The sequence below is a fragment of the Streptococcus pseudopneumoniae genome (assembly GCF_001070815.1).
Taxonomy (GTDB): Bacteria; Bacillota; Bacilli; order Lactobacillales; family Streptococcaceae; genus Streptococcus; species Streptococcus pseudopneumoniae_P.
On sequence record NZ_JVLX01000027.1, the window covers coordinates 1 to 17,931 of the forward strand.

At 41.3% G+C, this 17,931-nt stretch carries 15 protein-coding genes; 1 reads left to right on the plus strand and 14 read right to left on the minus strand.

Annotated elements, in window-relative coordinates; genetic code table 11:
* Window positions 1–110 precede the first annotated feature (110 nt).
* From ADG81_RS03020 to parE, 8 genes are all read right to left on the minus strand, one after another.
* Window positions 111–341: a DUF2969 domain-containing protein gene (locus ADG81_RS03020; protein ID WP_049550855.1), complete on the minus strand. Its 231-nt coding sequence runs from the start codon at window positions 339–341 to the stop codon at window positions 111–113.
* 98 nt (window positions 342–439) lie between these two features.
* Complete coding sequence (locus tag ADG81_RS03025) at window positions 440–2,407, minus strand: peptide ABC transporter substrate-binding protein (protein ID WP_049550856.1); 1,968 nt, start codon at window positions 2,405–2,407, stop codon at window positions 440–442.
* 22 nt (window positions 2,408–2,429) lie between these two features.
* Window positions 2,430–3,452, minus strand: coding sequence for a branched-chain amino acid aminotransferase (locus ADG81_RS03030; RefSeq protein ID WP_000218999.1), 1,023 nt, complete (start codon window positions 3,450–3,452; stop codon window positions 2,430–2,432).
* 201 nt (window positions 3,453–3,653) lie between these two features.
* Window positions 3,654–5,111 carry an IS1182 family transposase gene (locus tag ADG81_RS03035; protein WP_049550857.1) on the minus strand — a complete coding sequence of 486 codons (1,458 nt, stop codon included), beginning with the start codon at window positions 5,109–5,111 and terminating at the stop codon, window positions 3,654–3,656.
* Window positions 5,112–5,200: 89 nt separating this feature from the next.
* Entirely contained in the window at window positions 5,201–7,672 is a 2,472-nt protein-coding gene (gene parC / locus ADG81_RS03040) for a DNA topoisomerase IV subunit A (protein WP_080978029.1), read from the minus strand.
* 52 nt (window positions 7,673–7,724) lie between these two features.
* Window positions 7,725–8,459 (minus strand): CPBP family intramembrane glutamic endopeptidase, encoded by a 735-nt coding sequence (locus ADG81_RS03045; protein WP_049550858.1) that lies wholly within the window; start codon window positions 8,457–8,459, stop codon window positions 7,725–7,727.
* A complete protein-coding gene (locus ADG81_RS03050; protein ID WP_049550902.1) occupies window positions 8,440–9,273 on the minus strand; it encodes an aminoglycoside 6-adenylyltransferase in 834 nt (277 codons plus the stop codon). Before ADG81_RS03050 ends, ADG81_RS03045 begins: the two co-directional genes overlap by 20 nt.
* A gap of 27 nt (window positions 9,274–9,300) precedes the next feature.
* Window positions 9,301–11,244, minus strand: coding sequence for a DNA topoisomerase IV subunit B (gene parE / locus ADG81_RS03055; RefSeq protein ID WP_049550859.1), 1,944 nt, complete (start codon window positions 11,242–11,244; stop codon window positions 9,301–9,303).
* Window positions 11,245–11,379: 135 nt separating this feature from the next.
* Between parE and plsY the strand changes: the two genes are divergently transcribed.
* Window positions 11,380–12,021: a glycerol-3-phosphate 1-O-acyltransferase PlsY gene (gene plsY / locus ADG81_RS03060; RefSeq protein WP_049550860.1), complete on the plus strand. Its 642-nt coding sequence runs from the start codon at window positions 11,380–11,382 to the stop codon at window positions 12,019–12,021.
* Window positions 12,022–12,058: 37 nt separating this feature from the next.
* Here plsY and ADG81_RS03065 read toward each other — a convergent pair whose 3' ends face one another.
* The 6 genes from ADG81_RS03065 to deoC all read right to left on the minus strand — a co-directional run bounded on the left by ADG81_RS03065 (window position 12,059) and on the right by deoC (window position 17,928).
* Window positions 12,059–13,015, minus strand: a complete 957-nt coding sequence (locus ADG81_RS03065) for an ABC transporter permease (RefSeq protein ID WP_023940960.1) — start codon at window positions 13,013–13,015, stop codon at window positions 12,059–12,061.
* 2 nt (window positions 13,016–13,017) lie between these two features.
* Window positions 13,018–14,076: an ABC transporter permease gene (locus ADG81_RS03070; RefSeq protein WP_049550861.1), complete on the minus strand. Its 1,059-nt coding sequence runs from the start codon at window positions 14,074–14,076 to the stop codon at window positions 13,018–13,020.
* Window positions 14,069–15,604, minus strand: a complete 1,536-nt coding sequence (locus tag ADG81_RS03075) for an ABC transporter ATP-binding protein (RefSeq protein ID WP_033684970.1) — start codon at window positions 15,602–15,604, stop codon at window positions 14,069–14,071. The genes ADG81_RS03070 and ADG81_RS03075 overlap by 8 nt, the downstream gene beginning before the upstream one ends.
* A 143-nt stretch (window positions 15,605–15,747) precedes the next feature.
* Entirely contained in the window at window positions 15,748–16,800 is a 1,053-nt protein-coding gene (locus ADG81_RS03080; RefSeq protein WP_033681961.1) for a BMP family lipoprotein, read from the minus strand.
* Between the two features lie 89 nt (window positions 16,801–16,889).
* Window positions 16,890–17,279, minus strand: coding sequence for a cytidine deaminase (locus tag ADG81_RS03085; protein ID WP_033686672.1), 390 nt, complete (start codon window positions 17,277–17,279; stop codon window positions 16,890–16,892).
* Window positions 17,266–17,928: a deoxyribose-phosphate aldolase gene (gene deoC / locus ADG81_RS03090; protein WP_049550862.1), complete on the minus strand. Its 663-nt coding sequence runs from the start codon at window positions 17,926–17,928 to the stop codon at window positions 17,266–17,268. Before deoC ends, ADG81_RS03085 begins: the two co-directional genes overlap by 14 nt.
* Window positions 17,929–17,931 lie beyond the last annotated feature (3 nt).

Below are 17,931 nucleotides of genomic sequence, written 5' to 3' on the forward strand. Positions count from 1 at the left end.
CCCCCGAACCCGAAGGAGCGGATTTACAGTCCGCCGCGTTTAGCCTCTTCGCTATCTCTCCTACAATCAACATGGACTATTATATCATGAAAATTTCAAAAAAACAAGACTTATTTTGCTAAATTATAATTTTCAATCAAAATTTCCACAGCTTTTTCCAATTTTTTATAAAAACTATCGACATTCCCATTCTTTATGATGGCAAATTGTCCATCTAATTCGGCAATTTCTCCGATAACTTTTTTACCAACGGTCAAGGTATAACCTTCAAAACTGTCTTTTCCCACATTAACTTTGGCATCTGCTACTTGAATTTCGATTTTTTTATCTTTCTTACTCATTTCATACCTCTCTTCACTTTTTCTATTTTACAAGAAAATCCTAAAACTAGCAAGAAAAAACTCTATATCATGCCATATCTGATATAGAGTTTTCTACTTTATTTAATGTGTTTTTCTAGTTCTTTTTGGTACTTACCATTTGATTCCAATTTTTCTTTTTGCCATTTTTTCAGTGCTTCTTCATATTCTTTTGTTGTAACAATATCTTTTTGCAATTTCATTCCTTTAAAGATATATGGGTCACCCTTAATACCAACTTGTGAGTATGGTTTTGAGAATGGCACTACATTACTTACAACTGGAGAACCACCAGATGAGGCTGTTGGCATCAATAATGAACTATCTGTCAACCAAGCTTGAGCTTTAGCATATTTTTCATAGCGTTCTTCAAGATTCGTAGTTTCTGAATCTGCATCATCCAATAATTTCTTATATTGGTCCAAACCAAGTTTAGCTACAACATCCTTATCTTTCCCTTTAGTAATACCGAGGTGCTTCATGGCAGAACCTGATTTAGGATCCATGATATTCAAGTAAGATGCTGGGTCTTGATAACTTGGAGCCCATCCTGTACTGTTCAAATCATAGTCTTTTTGAGAAGGAACACGCGCTTGAGAAGTGATTGTTTCCTTTTCATTATCTGTCATTTGAAGAACATCGATGACAACATTTTCAGCACCAAGAGTTGATTCGATAGACTGTTTGAAAGAGTTACTTTGTTGAACGGCGATGGTATCTGTTTGTTCAACTGGGACATCCAAGTGAATTGGGAAGGTTACCCCTTTAGATTCCAAATCTTTCTTAGCTTTTTCGAAGGCTGCTTTAGCCTTGTCAGGGTTGTAGATAGAATCCTTACCGTCAACTAGCTCAACACCTTTCCATTGGTCACCATAGTTCACCAACTCTGCTTGAGCGATTTGACCAAAATTCTTACCGCCTGCTTGTACAAAGTTGTCAGGAACGAGACTGTTACGAATAATCTTGTCCGCACCGTCTTCACCATTTAGCTGGGCAGCATAAGAATGGCGGTTAAAGGCAAAGTTGATAGCCTGACGGAAGTCCTTATTAAGCATAGCTTCTTTTGTAGAAGTCTTTTGTTCTTCACTTGTTTTCGCAGTTTTATTATATGACTGACGATTTACATTAAAGGTGAAGTAATAGCTACTTGAGTCCTGTGGGCTATAAGTAATTTTATCTCCGTATTGTTCCAAAGTTGAAGCAAAGTTTGAGCTGCTTGGGAAGAGACGAGCTGTCGTATAAGCACCAGAAGAGAAGCTACGAATCAACGATTCCTGGTCTGAACCATCGTAGTAGGTCAATTTAATCTTCTCGATTTTTACCTTTTCTTTATCCCAGTAGTTTGGATTTTTCTCGTATTCGATCAACGATTTAGAAGTCAAGGTCTTCAAGAAATAAGGACCATTGTAGAGAATACCTGCTGGAGTAACTGCTCCATAATCTTTACCTGATGCCTTCAAAAACTCTTCATTTACAGGCAACATCGTTGCTGTTGTAACTTTAGAGTTCCAGAAGCTTTCTGGTTTGTTTAGGGTATATTCGACTGTGTAATCGTCCAAGGCCTTGACACCAACTGTAGAGAAATCATTGGTCTCACCAGTCATGTAGGCATCCAAGCCCTTGATTGAATTTTGGATGAGAGAGACACCGTCTGACTTACCGTCAGCTACGTGTTTCAATCCTGTTACAAAGTCATGGGCTGTTACTTCTGCGTATTCTTCACCTTCTGAAGTGTACCATTTAACTCCTTTACGAAGTTTATAGGTATAAGTCAAACCATCTTTTGACACAGACCAATCTTCAGCCAAGGAAGGAATAACATTTCCGTATTGGTCGTTTTCCATCAAGCCATCAACCACGTTCCCGATGACATCTGTTGTAGATGTACGAGTTGCTATACTATAGTCCAAAGATGCTGGATCTACTGCATAGACATATGAAAATGTTGTCGGTGCATCTGCTTCTTTATCAGCTTTTCCACAAGCTACTAAAAGAGCTGTTGTGCTCAGGACCACTCCTGCTGTTAAGAGCCACTTTTTTGATTTCATAAAAAATCTCCTTTTGTTTATTTTAATCTACTTTTACAATCCAACCTTCTGGCGCTTCAATATCACCAAACTGAATACCAGTCAATTCATCATAGAGTTTACGAGTCACAGGACCAACTTCTGTTTCACTATAGAAAACATGGAAATCATCACCGTGCTGAATTCCACCAATTGGTGAAATAACTGCTGCCGTACCACAAGCACCTGCCTCTACAAAACGATCAAGATTATCAATTGGGACATCACCCTCAATTGGAGTCAAGCCCAAGCGATGTTCTGCCAAATAAAGTAAAGAATACTTAGTAATAGATGGCAAGATAGATGGACTCAATGGTGTTACAAATTCATTATCAGCTGTAATCCCAAAAAAGTTAGCTGAACCGACTTCTTCAATCTTTGTATGAGTTGAAGGGTCTAGGTAGATAACATCTGAGAAATGACGTGATTTGGCCAATTTCCCTGGCAAGAGACTGGCAGCATAGTTCCCACCAACCTTAGCCGCACCTGTACCATTTGGAGCGGCACGGTCGTATTCATCCTGAATCAAGAAGTTAGTTGGGACCAAACCACCCTTAAAGTAATTTCCAACTGGCATAGCAAAGATGGTGAAAATGTATTCCTCTGCTGGTTTTACCCCGATAATATCTCCAACACCAATCAAAAGGGGACGAAGATAAAGGGTTCCACCTGTTCCATATGGTGGTACGTATTCTTCATTCGCGCGGACAACTGCCTTACAAGCTTCTACAAACATTTCTGTTGGAACTTGCGGCATCAAGAGACGATCACAAGTACGTTGCAGGCGTTTGGCGTTTTCGTCAGGACGGAAAAGTTGAACACTACCATCCTTAGTACGATAAGCTTTCAAACCTTCGAATGCTTGTTGTCCATAGTGAAGACTTGGAGAAGACTCTGAAATATGCAAGGTTGCATCTTCTGTAAGCTCTCCTTGATCCCATTGTCCATTTTTAAAATGAGCAATATAGCGATAAGGTAATTTCATATAGGAAAAACCGAGATTTTCCCAATCAATCGTTACTGTCATATTCCACTCCTTATTCTAAAAACCTATTTCTTTTATTCTACACTTTTTTTCTAAAATAGCAAGTATATTTTGTAATTTTCAGAAAATTTCTTCAATAAAAAAGAACCAGCTCTTAGAACGAGTCCACTGAAAAAACAGGTCTCTTACTTTTAATGAAATGAAAACCGAGGAATCTCTCGTTAATTTGAGCGAATTCCTCGGTTATTTTGTATTTATTAAGGTCATAATTCGTTTCATATTGACCACGAAAATGGTTGTTGCTGCCTGTAACTCCATGCTGAAAAGACCCGATGCTCTCGCGACATCAAAGCCATGTCTCTGTTTTAGTTCGGCATTCTTTGCTTCGATTTTATAGCGATGTCTGGCCATTTCTTTAAAATAAGGTGTTTCCTGAAATTTCTTCTGGAAAAGATGGTCGTCACTCTTAATGGCTATTGAATAAGTTTTAGACTTTGCCCCCTCCTTATAACATCCTTCCTTGGAAAGGCAACTCTTGCACTTCTCAATGTCAAAGTAATGAGTGACAACTTGATTCTTATTTTGATATTTTTTCCCTGTCCTTGCTTTGCGAACAGCCATGTGTCCTTCTGGACAGACAAATAGTCCTGCATCTTTATTAAATTCAAACGCATCCTCTTCTTTACGGTAACCTTTTGAAACAGAAGGATTCAGTTTTGAAACCAAATGAATCTTTTCTTTGCGAGCTAGTTGAATGTTGTCCTTTCCTGAATAAGCCGCATCACCAATAATAGTCTCGATGTCCAGACTATTTTCCTTTGTTTTGGCATATAATTCAGGTAAATATTTCCCATCGCTTTGTTCACCAGAAGTAACCACACAAGCAGTAATAATCCGTTCATCCGTCATAGCGATATGACTTTTATATCCATAGAAAGAGCTGTCGGCTGTCTTATGTCCGAGCCTAGCCTCCTCCTTAACAGAAGCTTCCAAATGTTCTAAGTCGTCCTCGACAGCCTCTTTTAGGTAATTGAACTTTTGAGAAACAGCCGGTAGGGCTAAGAGTTCCTCGTGTTTTTCAACCACAGCCATTAACTCCTCTGTATAGGTCAACTCTGCTTCGAGGTTATCTTCCTGAGGTTTCTTTGGAAATTCTATTTTGATATCTTCTGAATGTTGATAAATTGTTTTACGTAAAGCTTTTGAACGCTCTCTAAGGATTTCTTGGGGTTTCTTATGATTATAATGAGATTTGGTGTGAGTGGCATCCACAATGAGGATTTTACTCTTAATCAAGTTATGTTCGAGTGCAATTTGAACAGACTTCTGAATCAATACATCAAGCAGTTTGTCATCTTTAATTCTTAGCTTTCTAAATTTTGTCAGAGAGGATGGCTCGATAACAGAATCTTCAGGAGCTAGACCAAGAAAAAATTTAAAGGCCATATCTGACAAGGAACGTCCTACCACATCTACATCTGATAACTTATAAATATCTTTTAACAAGAGATATTTGAACATCATAATCGGTGAATAAGCTTTACGCCCAAAATCGGGACGATAATTCTTTTCTAGTTCATCATAAATAAAGCTAAAATCACAGAGTTCAGTTAGCTGACGTAAAAAGTGGTTTTTAGGAACCACGATATCATACAAACTAGAATAAGGACTGACATCCATAGTTAACTGATTATCAAGCATCATTTCACCTCATCTCTAGTATAACAAAAAAGCCATCAATTTGATGACTTTTTCAGTAGGCTCCTTAGAACTGGTCCTTATTGTTCGTTTTATTTATCTTCTTTAAAAAATTCCTTTAGATAGGCATCAAAAACTCCCTCATCTGAAATGGTATCAGAGATAAAACTACCATTGCTTGTGCGTTCTGACAGGTTCAAGTCTTGCAATCGACTTTCATAGATTGTTCCTTTGTTAGATTGGACAAGCAGAGTTTGGTCATTCTCATCCACTTCTGTACTGAAGAGATCACCAACGAAGCCTTGCTCTGCAACTGCTCCTGCTAAGAAGACTCTATGCGGTTTGTTTTTTAACTCACGCAAGACTTGTAGTCCTCGTTTGGCACGGCTGGTCGCTGGAATTTCCTCAATAGAAACACGTTTCAAACTTCCACGCTGAGTCAAGAGGTAGAAGGATGAGGTGTTACAGATAAAGGCAGATTGGAGGACGTCATCTTCTTTCAGATTCATAGCCTTGACCCCTGCCGCCTTGGCACCAACAACCGGAACCTCTTCGATGTTGAAACGAAGGGCGTAACCGTTTTGACTAATCAAAAGAACATCATCTAGTTTAATCGGAGCCACTGCTACAATCTGGTCTGTCTCGTCTTTTAGCTTAGCATACTTGACAGACTTAGACTTGTAGGTCCGCCATGGGGTGAATTCTTTTCGTTCTACACGCTTGATTTGACCAAGACGAGTCGCCGCAAAATAGGTTGTCGCATCATCAAACTGATCCACGACTTCTACATAAAGGATTTCTTCATTCGTTTCAAAGTTTGTGATGGTTTGGCTTAGATGCTCTCCGATGTCCTTCCAACGAATATCTGCCAATTCATGGATTGGTCGATAGATGATATTTCCAAGACTTGTGAACATCAAGAGGTGCTGGGTTGTCTTGGCAGCTTGAACAAAAATCAAACGATCGTCATCACGTTTGCCAATTTCTTCCAAGGTGGAAGCCGCAAAGGAACGTGGACTAGTACGCTTGATGTAACCTGCCTTGGTCACGCTGACGTAGGTATCTTCCTCGGCAATCAGACTAGCTGTATCAATCTCGATTACTTTCGCAGTGTCTTCTAAGCTACTCAAACGCGGAGTCGCAAATTTCTTCTTGACCTCACGAAGTTCTTTCTTCATAAGATTGTACATAGTCCGTTCATCACCGATAATAGCCGCAAGCATGGCAATTTTTTCACGAAGTTCTGCTTCTTCCTCCTGCAAGACAACCACGTCTGTATTGGTCAAGCGGTACAGTTGCAAGGTAACAATAGCCTCAGCCTGCTCTTCTGTAAAGTCATAGCTGACCTTGAGATTTTCCTTGGCGTCAGCCTTATTTTCGGAAGCACGGATAAGAGCAATGACTTCGTCCAAAATCGAAATCACGCGAATCAAACCTTCCACGATATGGAGACGTTTCTCAGCCTTTTCCTTGTCAAAGCGTGAACGGGCCAGAATCACTTCACGACGGTGGGCGATGTAGCTAGACAGGATTGGTACAATTCCAACCTGACGAGGTGTGAAATTGTCAATCGCCACCATGTTAAAGTTGTAGTTGATTTGCAGGTCAGTATATTTAAAGAGATAGTTGAGAACAAGCTCCGTATTGGCATCTTTTTTGAGCTCAATAGCAATTCGAAGACCATCACGGTCAGACTCATCCCGAACCTCAGCAATACCAGCCACCTTGTTATTGACACGTACATCATCGATTTTCTTGACCAGATTGGCCTTGTTGATTTCATAAGGAATCTCAGTAATAACGATTTGTTCCTTACCACCTTTTAGCTTTTCAATCTCAGTCTTGGAACGAACAACCACGCGCCCTTTCCCAGTTTCATAGGCCTTCTTGATTTCATCACGACCCTGAATGATTCCTCCAGTCGGAAAATCTGGTCCAGGCAAGAATTCCATGAGTTTATCAACCTTGGCAGTTGGGTGGTCAATCATGTAAACCGCCGCATCGATGACCTCAGCCAAATTATGGGGAGGAATGTCTGTGGCATAACCAGCCGAAATCCCAGTCGAACCATTGACCAAGAGATTTGGAAAGGCTGCTGGCAAGACTGTCGGCTCTTTCTCGGTATCGTCAAAGTTCCAAGCAAAAGGAACAGTCTTTTTATCAATATCCTGAAGAAGATAGCCTGCAATCTCAGACAAACGCGCCTCTGTATAACGCATAGCTGCAGGCGGATCTCCGTCCATAGAACCGTTATTACCGTGCATTTCGACTAGAATCTCACGATTTTTCCAGTCCTGTGACATACGAACCATGGCATCATAGATAGAACTATCACCATGGGGGTGGAAATTCCCCATGATATTCCCGACAGATTTGGCCGACTTGCGGTAGCTCTTGTCAAAGGTATTGCCATCCTTATTCATAGAATAAAGAATACGTCGCTGAACCGGCTTCAAGCCATCACGAATGTCTGGCAAGGCTCGGTCTTGAATAATATACTTGGAGTAGCGACCAAAGCGCTCTCCCATGATGTCCTCCAGGGACATGTTTTGAATGTTAGACATAATAATTCTCTTTTTAGTGTTTTATTGTAAAGTAAATCTATAATTTATAAATTTAACTGTTTCTTTGTAGGTAGTGAGAAAAGAAGAGCAATCCTACTAATCCTAGGATGAATAAAAGATTAATTTTAATAACAAATAAGCTAAGTAGGGTATTAATTAGGCCGTGAAAAATGGCACAAAAAAGGACCGACTTAGTCTTTTTGAAAACAGCTGCTAGAAGAATACTGAGATAAATTGCAAATAGACTGAATAATATAAAAGGCATCCCACTTTGGGAACTTCCAATCACAAACCATAAAGGTACATGCCAAATTGCCCAAATACAACCTGTTATCAAACCGGAAATCCAAAAGGAGAATCTAGTTTCCAAAGTTGGTTGCAAGATGCCTCGCCATCCCAATTCTTCTTCGCCACCATAAATACAGATTGCACTCAAAAAAACAACAAACAAATTTCCTAGTGGAAAAGCCGGATTAAGTTCCTTAGAGGAGAAAGCGATGACACCTGTCTGCACGAAAATTAGTAAAAGAAATAACAAAATATATTTCTTTGAGTCCCCTAAGATAAAAGATACTATGCTTTTAATGGATTTTTGAGGCAAACAAGAAATGGCTGCAATGGTTGGACCGAAACCTCCTAGTAAATGGAGAAAAACTCCTAGTGGACTTGTTAGACTTAAGAGGCTCATTTGCGTCAGCAAAGCGAGCACTCCCCAACCAAATCCCCAAGAAATGAGAAAACTAATCAGTAAAAATTTTGTTATCTTATTATTTTGTAAATGTTTCATTTGTTTCGAGTCTCTCCTCAGCATACTCAATCATCTTCTCAGCTACTTCTTTATCGTAGTCAAAACCCATCTTTTGAGCAAGGGTCTGAGCCTCTTGGTGGAATAATTTCATCGTAGCAAATAAAGACTGAGTGATTTTGTCACTATTTGAGAAATCAAGTAGACTTGAGAATTCATTCTCTTTCTGAGCAGGCAAATAGTTAAAGATGTACTTATAATTTTTACCGATATCAACTGCTCCCCTATCACTTGCAACCTGCCAAGCTAAGACTTTTAACAACTCTTGCTGACAAATACCATAGAGATGGTCAGTGGCATAGATGACTTGCTTACGACAGATTCCTTTGACCACGTAGGCTGACACCCACCAAAATTCATTGCAGACTTTTTCAAACTCTATCGCACTAGCTGGGTTTGTCCAGTAACGCTCTAGATTTTGAGAATAGGGTTCAAATAAATGTTCTGGATCTTCTAAAACAGTGAATCCTGCCTCACTATCCACCCACTCTTTGATGTGCTCTTTTGGACAAAGAGTCAAATCAATGCGGTTACTATCTTCAAAGAGCATGAGGTATAGACGTCGTTGACCAAGACCAACTTCTTGCTCGATAATGCGTTTGCCAAACTGGTCCAACCAAGATAAATCTGTAATCAGCTCGTCCAGATTCTCTACAACATAGACTACGTCATAGTCTTGAAATTCATCTTTTGAGGCTTTTGTATCAGTCCGTGAACCAGACATGGCGACAGCCGCGACTTGTAAGGTTTCAGCAGTCTTTAAAATTACATCGAGCATTTCTGTTTCAGTTCTCATGTTGATACCCATTCATTAAAAACTAACTTAAAATACTGTTGCTTCCTCAAGCGTAAACTTGACATTATCCTCAATCCACTTACGTCGTGGTTCAACCTTATCTCCCATGAGGACATTGACTCGACGTTCTGCGCGTGCTAGATCTTCAATCGTGACACGAATGAGAGTTCGAGTTTCTGGATTCATGGTTGTTTCCCAGAGTTGGTCCGCGTTCATCTCACCAAGACCTTTATATCGTTGGAGTGTTGCGCCTTTGCCGAACTGCTTTCGGAGTTCTTCTAGTTCACCGTCTGTCCAAGCATAGGCTACTTCTTCTTTCTTGCCTTTGCCTTTGGACATCTTGTAAAGAGGCGGAAGGGCGATATAAACATGTCCTGCCTCAACTAGCGGACGCATGTAACGGTAGAAAAATGTCAAGAGCAAGGTCTGGATATGGGCACCATCGGTGTCCGCATCGGTCATGATAATGATTTTGTCATAGTTGGTATCTTCAAGGGAGAAGTCAGCCCCCACACCCGCACCAATGGTATAAATCATGGTATTGATTTCCTCATTTTTGAGGATATCCGCCATCTTGGCCTTGGCTGTATTGATAACCTTACCACGAAGAGGCAAGATAGCTTGGAACTTGTGGTCACGACCTTGCTTGGCAGAACCGCCGGCAGAGTCCCCCTCGACTAGATAGAGTTCATTCTTAGCTGGATTCTTAGACTGGGCTGGGGTCAATTTCCCAGACAACAAGCCCTTATCTTTTTTATTTTTCTTCCCATTTCGGCTCTCATCACGCGCCTTACGTGCCGCTTCACGAGCATCACGGGCCTTAATAGCCTTGCGGATGAGGTTAGAAGCCAATTCCCCATTTTCCATAAGGAAAAAGGTCAACTTATCCGCCACAATTCCATCCACAACGGGACGAGCTAGTGGGCTTCCAAGTTTGTCCTTGGTCTGACCTTCAAACTGGAGGTGTTCTTCAGGAACCAAGATAGAAAGAACGGCTGCTAGTCCCTCACGATAGTCTGAACCTTCAAGGTTTTTATCTTTTTCCTTGAGAAGACCTGTCTTACGCGCGTAGTCATTCATAACCTTAGTAATGGCAGACTTGAGTCCTGTCTCGTGTGTTCCACCGTCCTTGGTGCGAACGTTATTGACAAAGGACAAAATATTATCTGAAAATCCATCATTGTACTGCAGTGCTACTTCCACTTGAAAACCATTGTCTTCCCCTTCAAAATAAAGGACTGGTGTCAAGGTTTCCTTGTCTTCGTTCAGATAAGAAACAAAGTCTTGTACCCCATTTTCATAGTGGAATTCAATCGCTTCGTCTGTGCGTTTATCCGTTAGAGACAAGGTCACATTTTTTAAAAGAAAGGCTGACTCATTGAGGCGTTCTGAGATGGTATTGTACTTGAAATCTGTCGTAGAGAAGATCGTCGCATCAGGCATAAACGTAACCTTGGTACCTGTTTTAGACTTGGGCGCTGTACCGATTTTCTTCAAAGTCGTAACAGGTTTGCCACCATTTTCAAAACGTTGCTTGTAGATTGCACCGTCACGAGTGATTTCAACTTCTAGCCAGCTAGAAAGGGCGTTAACTACGGAAGAACCCACCCCGTGCAGACCACCTGATGTCTTATAACCACCTTGACCGAATTTCCCTCCGGCGTGGAGAATGGTAAAGATTACTTCAACCGTTGGGATTCCCATCGCGTGCATACCTGTCGGCATACCACGTCCGTGGTCTTGAACCGTTAAACTGCCGTCTTTATTAATGGTCACATCAATACGGTCACCAAATCCAGACAAGGCCTCATCGACTGCATTGTCGACGATTTCCCAGACGAGGTGGTGGAGACCTGCCCCATCAGTCGATCCGATATACATCCCTGGACGTTTACGGACCGCATCCAACCCTTCTAGCACCTGAATGGCATCATCATTATAATTGTTAATATTGATTTCCTTTTTTGACACAAGGAACCTCCTATTTGTTCATCTTTACTATTCTACAAGTTTTCCAAGGATTTTGCAAAATTTTTCTTTCTCCGCTGTAACAATTTCAGAAGAGATTCTCTGACTTTCTACTCCATTTCATGATATAATAGGAGTATGATTACAATAGTTTTATTAATCCTAGCCTATCTGCTGGGTTCGATTCCGTCTGGTCTCTGGATTGGACAAGTATTCTTTCAAATCAATCTGCGTGAACATGGTTCTGGTAACACTGGAACGACCAATACCTTCCGTATTTTAGGTAAGAAAGCGGGTATGGCGACCTTTGTCATTGACTTTTTCAAAGGAACCCTAGCAACCCTTCTTCCGATTATTTTTCATCTGCAAGGCGTTTCGCCTCTCATCTTTGGACTTTTGGCTGTTATTGGCCATACCTTCCCTATCTTTGCAGGATTTAAAGGTGGTAAGGCTGTCGCAACCAGTGCGGGAGTGATTTTCGGATTTGCGCCTGTCTTCTGTCTCTACCTAGCAGTTGTTTTCTTTGGAACCCTCTATCTTGGTAGTATGATTTCACTATCTAGTGTCACTGCATCTATCGCGGCTGTCATTGGAGTTTTACTCTTTCCACTTTTTGGTTTTATCTTGAGTCACTATGACCCTCTCTTCATTGCTATTATCCTAGCACTTGCTAGTTTGATTATCATTCGTCATAAGGATAATGTCGCTCGTATCAAAAACAAGACTGAAAATTTAGTCCCTTGGGGATTGAACCTAACCAATCAACATCCTAAAAAATAAAACGCCAGTTCATTCTGAACTGACGTTTTTTGTATGCTTATTTTGATTTGATATAGTTGATACCATCTGCTTTTGGTGCGACTGCTTTTCCAAAGAAGGCTGCCAAGACAAGAATTGTCAAAACATAAGGTGCGATTTGAAGATAAACCGCAGGCACTCCTTGTAGGAACGGCAATTGAGAACCGATAACAGCCAAACTTTGTGAAAGTCCAAAGAAGAGACTAGATAGCATGGCTCCGATTGGATTCCATTTCCCAAAGATCATTGCAGCAAGGGCGATAAATCCAGGTCCAACAATAGTTGTCACTGAGAAGTTAACTGAGATGGATTGAGCATAAATCGCTCCACCAATTCCACCTAGGAAACCTGAAATGATAACTCCTAAGTATCTCATCTTGTAGACGTTGATTCCCAAGGTATCCGCTGCTTGAGGGTGTTCACCGACAGAGCGGAGACGAAGACCAAAGCGAGTCTTAAAGAGAATAAACCAAGCAAGGAATGAGAAGGCAATGGCCAGATAACCAAGTAGACTAGTTGACTTGAAGAAGATATCACCAATGACTGGGATATTAGCCAAGACTGGAAAATCAAAGCGTCCAAAAGTCTGACTTAGGTTGTCGGTTTGTCCTTTGTTATAAAGAACTTTAACCAAGAAAACTGCCAAGGCTGGCGCCATTAAGTTCAATACCGTACCGCTGACAACATGGTCTGCACGGAAATGAACCGTCGCTGCTGCGTGGATGATAGAGAAAATACCACCAACCAATCCTGCTACAAGCAAGGATAACCAAGGAGTTGCTGCTCCAAATTGTTCTGCAAATTCAAGGTTAAAGACAACTCCAGAAAAGGCACCCATAACCATAATTCCTTCAAGACCGACGTTTACCACACCACCACGTTCAGAGAAAACACCACCTATACTTGTAAAGATGAGGGGTGCTGAGTAAATCAGCATAGAAGATACCAAGAGGGTGAGCAATGTTGTAATAGACATCTTTACTTACCTCCTTTAACTTGTTTTTTCGGTTTGACAAAGCGTTCGATAAGGTAATGAACACTGACAAAGAAGATAATAGACGCTGTTACAATGCTGACAAGCTCAGACGGTACCTGCGCCGCATTCATACCAGGAGCTCCAACTTGGAGAACACCAAATAAGAAGGCTGCAAATAGAATACCAATTGGTGAGTTGGCCGCAAGCAGACTAACCGCCATTCCGTTAAATCCGACAGCTAAAGATGCCCCTTGAACATAGACGTTCTGGAAGGTTCCAAGCCCTTCAACAGCTCCACCAAGACCTGCCAAAGCACCTGAAATAATCATTGAGAGGATAATCGTTCTTTTTGCAGAAATACCAGCATATTCTGAAGCATGTGGATTAAGACCAACTGCACGAATTTCAAAACCAAGAGTCGTTTTCTTGAGCATGAACCAAATAACTACAACGGCAATGATAGCAAAGAAAATACCAATATTCATCCGTGAGTTACCAGTCAACTCAGACAACCAAGGTGTCTGGTAGGTTGCATTAGATCCAACACGAATGGTCGAATCTGTACTTTGCATGAAGTCTTTAGGGAAGGCATGGATAAAGGCATTCCCTACATACAAAACGATGTAGTTCATCATGATAGTTACGATAACCTCTGACGTCCCTAGATAGGCTCTCAGAATACCTGGAATAGCTCCGACAATTCCACCAGCAATCAAGGCAATCACGATGGTTGCTAAAATCATCAAGGGGCGTGGCATATCTGGATGCGACAAGGCAAACCAACCACTGAGAATCCAACCAGCCAAAGCCTGACCAGGAAGCCCAACGTTAAAGAAACCTGCACGACTGGCAACGGCAAAGCCAAGACCAATCAAGACCAAAGGCCCCATGGCGCGGAAGATTTCTCCAATCCCACGCAGACTACCAAAGGCTGTATAGAACAATTCTTCATAGCCCCAAATAGCGTCATAACCGAAGATCCACATGACAATGGCTCCGAGCAAAATTCCTAGGAAGACAGAAATCAAGGGAACCGAAATTTGTTGTAATTTTTTAGACATCACTCTTCTCCTTTCCCAAGTTTCCACCAGCCATCAAGACACCAAGTTCTTGTTTATTGGTTGTTTCTGGTGATACAATACCTTGAATCTTACCATCGTGGATAACGGCAATACGGTCTGAGACGTTTAAAATCTCATCCAATTCAAAACTGACAACAAGAACAGCCTTACCATTATCACGCTCTTCAATCAAGCGTTTGTGGATATATTCAATGGCACCGACATCCAAACCACGAGTTGGCTGGCTGACGATAAGGAGATCAGGATCTCGATCAATTTCACGAGCAATAATTGCTTTTTGTTGATTTCCCCCTGAGAGTGCAGCTGCAGGAACAAATTCGCTGGCAGCACGAACATCAAACTCTTCCATTAGCTTTTTAGCATAAGAAGTAATATTTGAATAGTTCAAAATTCCATTTTTACTATGTGGTTCTTTGTAGTAGGTTTGAAGGGCAATATTTTCAGAAATCATCATTTCCAAAATCAAGCCATCACGGTGACGGTCTTCTGGAACGTGCCCAACACTCAATTCTGTAATCTGACGTGGGGGCAATCCTACAATTGAATCTCCTTTTAGCTCAATGCTACCAGATTCAACCTTGCGAAGACCTGTAATGGCTTGAATCAGTTCAGACTGACCATTTCCATCAATCCCTGCAATACCAACAATCTCTCCAGCACGAACATCCAAGGAAAGATTTTTCACAGCTGGGACACCGCGATTTTCATTGACCACCAAATCTTTGATTGACAAGACCACTTCTTTTGGTTGAGAGGCTTGCTTCTCTGTTTTAAAGGAAACAGAACGACCTACCATCATTTCTGCCAAATCAGCATTGGTAGCCCCTGCAATTTCGACAGTTTCAATTGATTTCCCACGACGGATAACTGTAACGCGGTCAGAAACTGCGCGAATCTCGTCTAACTTGTGGGTGATCAAGATAATTGATTTTCCTTCTTTGACAAGATTTTTCAAAATAGCCATCAACTCATCAATTTCTGATGGAGTCAAGACAGCCGTTGGTTCGTCAAAGATAAGGATATCAGCCCCCCGATAAAGGGTTTTTAAAATTTCTACACGTTGTTGGGCTCCAACTGAGATATCTGCTATCTTGGCAGAAGGGTCAACAGCTAAGCCATAACGTTCAGAAAGAGCCTTGATTTCTTTGCTAGCTCCAGCGATATCTAGCACACCATTTTTAGTCAATTCACTACCTAAAATGATGTTTTCAGCCACTGTGAAGGCTTCTACCAACATAAAGTGCTGGTGAACCATTCCGATTCCCAAGCTAGCCGCTTTAGATGGTGAATCGAGATTGACAACTTGACCGTTGACCACAATTTCACCACTAGTTGGTTCAAGAAGCCCTGCTAACATGTTCATGAGCGTGGACTTACCAGCCCCATTTTCTCCTAAAAGTGCATGAATTTCACCTTTTCGTAGGTGCAGGTTGATTTTGTCGTTGGCAACAAATTCACCAAACACCTTGGTAATATCACGCATCTCAATGACATTTTCGTGTGCCATGTGCTCTTCCTTTCAGAGTCTTATTTTATTTCAATAAAACTTGCTAGTTTGCCTAGTAGCAAGCTTTACTGAGACAAAATGACTTTGTCTCAACTCTTAAAAAAGCGGCCGAGGGCCGCTTCCTAAGAAATGACTTCCATCCATTATTTTTCAGGAACTTTTACGCTTCCATCAAGGATTTTAGCTTTAGCATCTTCAACAGCTTTTTTACCTTCTTCTGAAAGGTTTGTTACTGCCAAGTCAACCCCTTTATCTTTCAATGAGTAAACGATCACTTGACCGCCAGGGAATTCACCTTTTTCTGCTTTGTTAGCAATATCTTTTACAGTTGTACCAACTTGTTTCAAAGTAGATACAAGAACGAAGTTTGATTCTTTACCATCTTTAGAAGTGTACTTACCTTCTGCTACTTGGTCACGGTCAACACCGATAACCCAAACTTTTTCATTTTCAGGACGGCTTTCGTTGAGTGATTTTGCTTCTGCAAAGACACCAGCACCTGTTCCACCTGCTGCTTGATAAACAACGTCTGCACCAGCTGCGTATTGTGCTGCTGCAATTGTTTTACCTTTAGCAGCATCACCAAATGAACCTGCGTAGTCAACTTGTACTTTGATAGATGGATCTACTGACTCAACACCAGCTTTAAATCCAGCTGCAAAACGTGAGATAACTTCAGACTCAATACCACCTACAAAACCAACTTGTTTTGTTTTAGTTGTTTTAGCTGCTGCAACACCCGCAAGGTAAGCAGCTTCGTTATCAGCAAACGTTACGCTAGCAACATTCTTTTGATCTTTAATCACATCATCAATCAAGACATAGTTCAAATCAGAGTGGTCTTTTGCTGCTTCTTCAACCGCATTGTGAAGGGCAAAACCAACACCGAAGATTAGGTTGTAGCTTCCAGCCGCTTGTTGCAAGTTGTTAGCGTAGTCAGCTTCACTTGTTGATTGGAAGTAAGTGAAACCTTTATCTTTTGAAAGATTGTGTTCTTTACCCCAGTCTTGCAAACCTTCCCAAGCTGATTGGTTGAATGATTTGTCATCAACACCACCAGTATCAGTGACGATTGCTGCTTTTGTCTTCACATCAGAAGATGAAGCTGCGTTACGAGAAGAGCGGTTACCACATGCAGCAAGTCCAACTGCTGCCACTGCAACTAGACCAAGGCCTAGCCATTGTTTCTTGTTCATTACTGAACCTCCTAAATAAGATGTGCAACGATGTTGCAAGTATGGATTGGTTGGCCACAAGGACCGTGCCACTCAGAGAGCGACTCAGACTAGTTTAAGTCTGTAAAAGAGTATGGAAGTAACTCCCCGACCGTCATCTCGACCGTCGATTTATCTTTTGCGACTAAGGTCACTTTTAGATCTTGTTCAAAAAATTCAGCCATCACTTGGCGACAAGCACCACATGGCGAGATTGGTTTTTCAGTTTGTCCATAAACAATCAATTCGGAAAACTCTCTTTGGCCTTCGGAAACTGCTTTAAAAATCGCTGTACGCTCTCCGCAGTTGGTCAAAGGATAGCTAGCATTCTCAATATTGACACCTGTATAAGTGCTACCATCTTTTGTCACTAAAACAGCTCCGACTGGAAAATGAGAATAGGGCACATAGGCTTTCTTGCTGGTTTCAATTGCTAGTTCAATCAACTCAGTAGTCGCCATCTGCCAATTCTCCTTTTAAAATGGCTACCCCAGCTGACGTTCCGATACGAGTCGCACCTGCTTCAACAAAGGCAAGAGCATCTGCATAAGAACGAGCTCCACCAGCAGCCTTAACTCCCATATCAGGTCCAACTGTTTCACGCATTAATCTAACATCTGCTACTGTAGCGCCACCAGTTGAAAAGCCAGTAGATGTTTTAACAAAGTCAGCTCCCGCTTTTTGAGCTAATTGGCAGGCTACAACTTTTTCTTGGTCAGTCAGAAGGCAAGCTTCAATAATGACTTTCACTAACTTGTTACCACTTGCTTCCACTACTGCACGAATATCTGACTCTACCAGGGCCAAATCACCTGATTTAAGAGCCCCAACATTGATCACCATATCAATCTCGTCTGCACCATTTTGGATAGCTTCTTTGGTTTCAAAAGCTTTCACGGCTGAAGTTGTTGCTCCCAAAGGGAAACCTACTACTGTGCAGACCTTGACATCTGTGTCTTCAAGACCTTTTTTAGCATGTTCAACCCAGGTCGGATTAACGCAAACACTGGCAAAATCATACTCTCTAGCTTCAGACAACAAACAATCAATTTGATTTTCTGTTGCATCTTGTTTTAAAAGCGTATGATCGATATATTTATTTAATTTCATATT

Coding starts and splice junctions, on each gene's coding strand:
- ADG81_RS03070 (WP_049550861.1), bottom strand. CDS start 14,076: ATGTCTAAAAAATTACAACAAATTTCGGTTCCCTTGATTTCTGTCTTC.
- parC (WP_080978029.1), bottom strand. CDS start 7,672: ATGTCTAACATTCAAAACATGTCCCTGGAGGACATCATGGGAGAGCGC.
- ADG81_RS03035 (WP_049550857.1), bottom strand. CDS start 5,111: ATGCTTGATAATCAGTTAACTATGGATGTCAGTCCTTATTCTAGTTTG.
- deoC (WP_049550862.1), bottom strand. CDS start 17,928: ATGAAATTAAATAAATATATCGATCATACGCTTTTAAAACAAGATGCA.
- ADG81_RS03065 (WP_023940960.1), bottom strand. CDS start 13,015: ATGTCTATTACAACATTGCTCACCCTCTTGGTATCTTCTATGCTGATT.
- plsY (WP_049550860.1), top strand. CDS start 11,380: ATGATTACAATAGTTTTATTAATCCTAGCCTATCTGCTGGGTTCGATT.
- ADG81_RS03025 (WP_049550856.1), bottom strand. CDS start 2,407: ATGAAATCAAAAAAGTGGCTCTTAACAGCAGGAGTGGTCCTGAGCACA.
- ADG81_RS03020 (WP_049550855.1), bottom strand. CDS start 341: ATGAGTAAGAAAGATAAAAAAATCGAAATTCAAGTAGCAGATGCCAAA.
- ADG81_RS03045 (WP_049550858.1), bottom strand. CDS start 8,459: ATGAAACATTTACAAAATAATAAGATAACAAAATTTTTACTGATTAGT.
- ADG81_RS03085 (WP_033686672.1), bottom strand. CDS start 17,279: ATGGCGACTACTGAGTTGATTGAACTAGCAATTGAAACCAGCAAGAAA.
- ADG81_RS03080 (WP_033681961.1), bottom strand. CDS start 16,800: ATGAACAAGAAACAATGGCTAGGCCTTGGTCTAGTTGCAGTGGCAGCA.
- ADG81_RS03075 (WP_033684970.1), bottom strand. CDS start 15,604: ATGGCACACGAAAATGTCATTGAGATGCGTGATATTACCAAGGTGTTT.
- ADG81_RS03030 (WP_000218999.1), bottom strand. CDS start 3,452: ATGACAGTAACGATTGATTGGGAAAATCTCGGTTTTTCCTATATGAAA.
- ADG81_RS03050 (WP_049550902.1), bottom strand. CDS start 9,273: ATGAGAACTGAAACAGAAATGCTCGATGTAATTTTAAAGACTGCTGAA.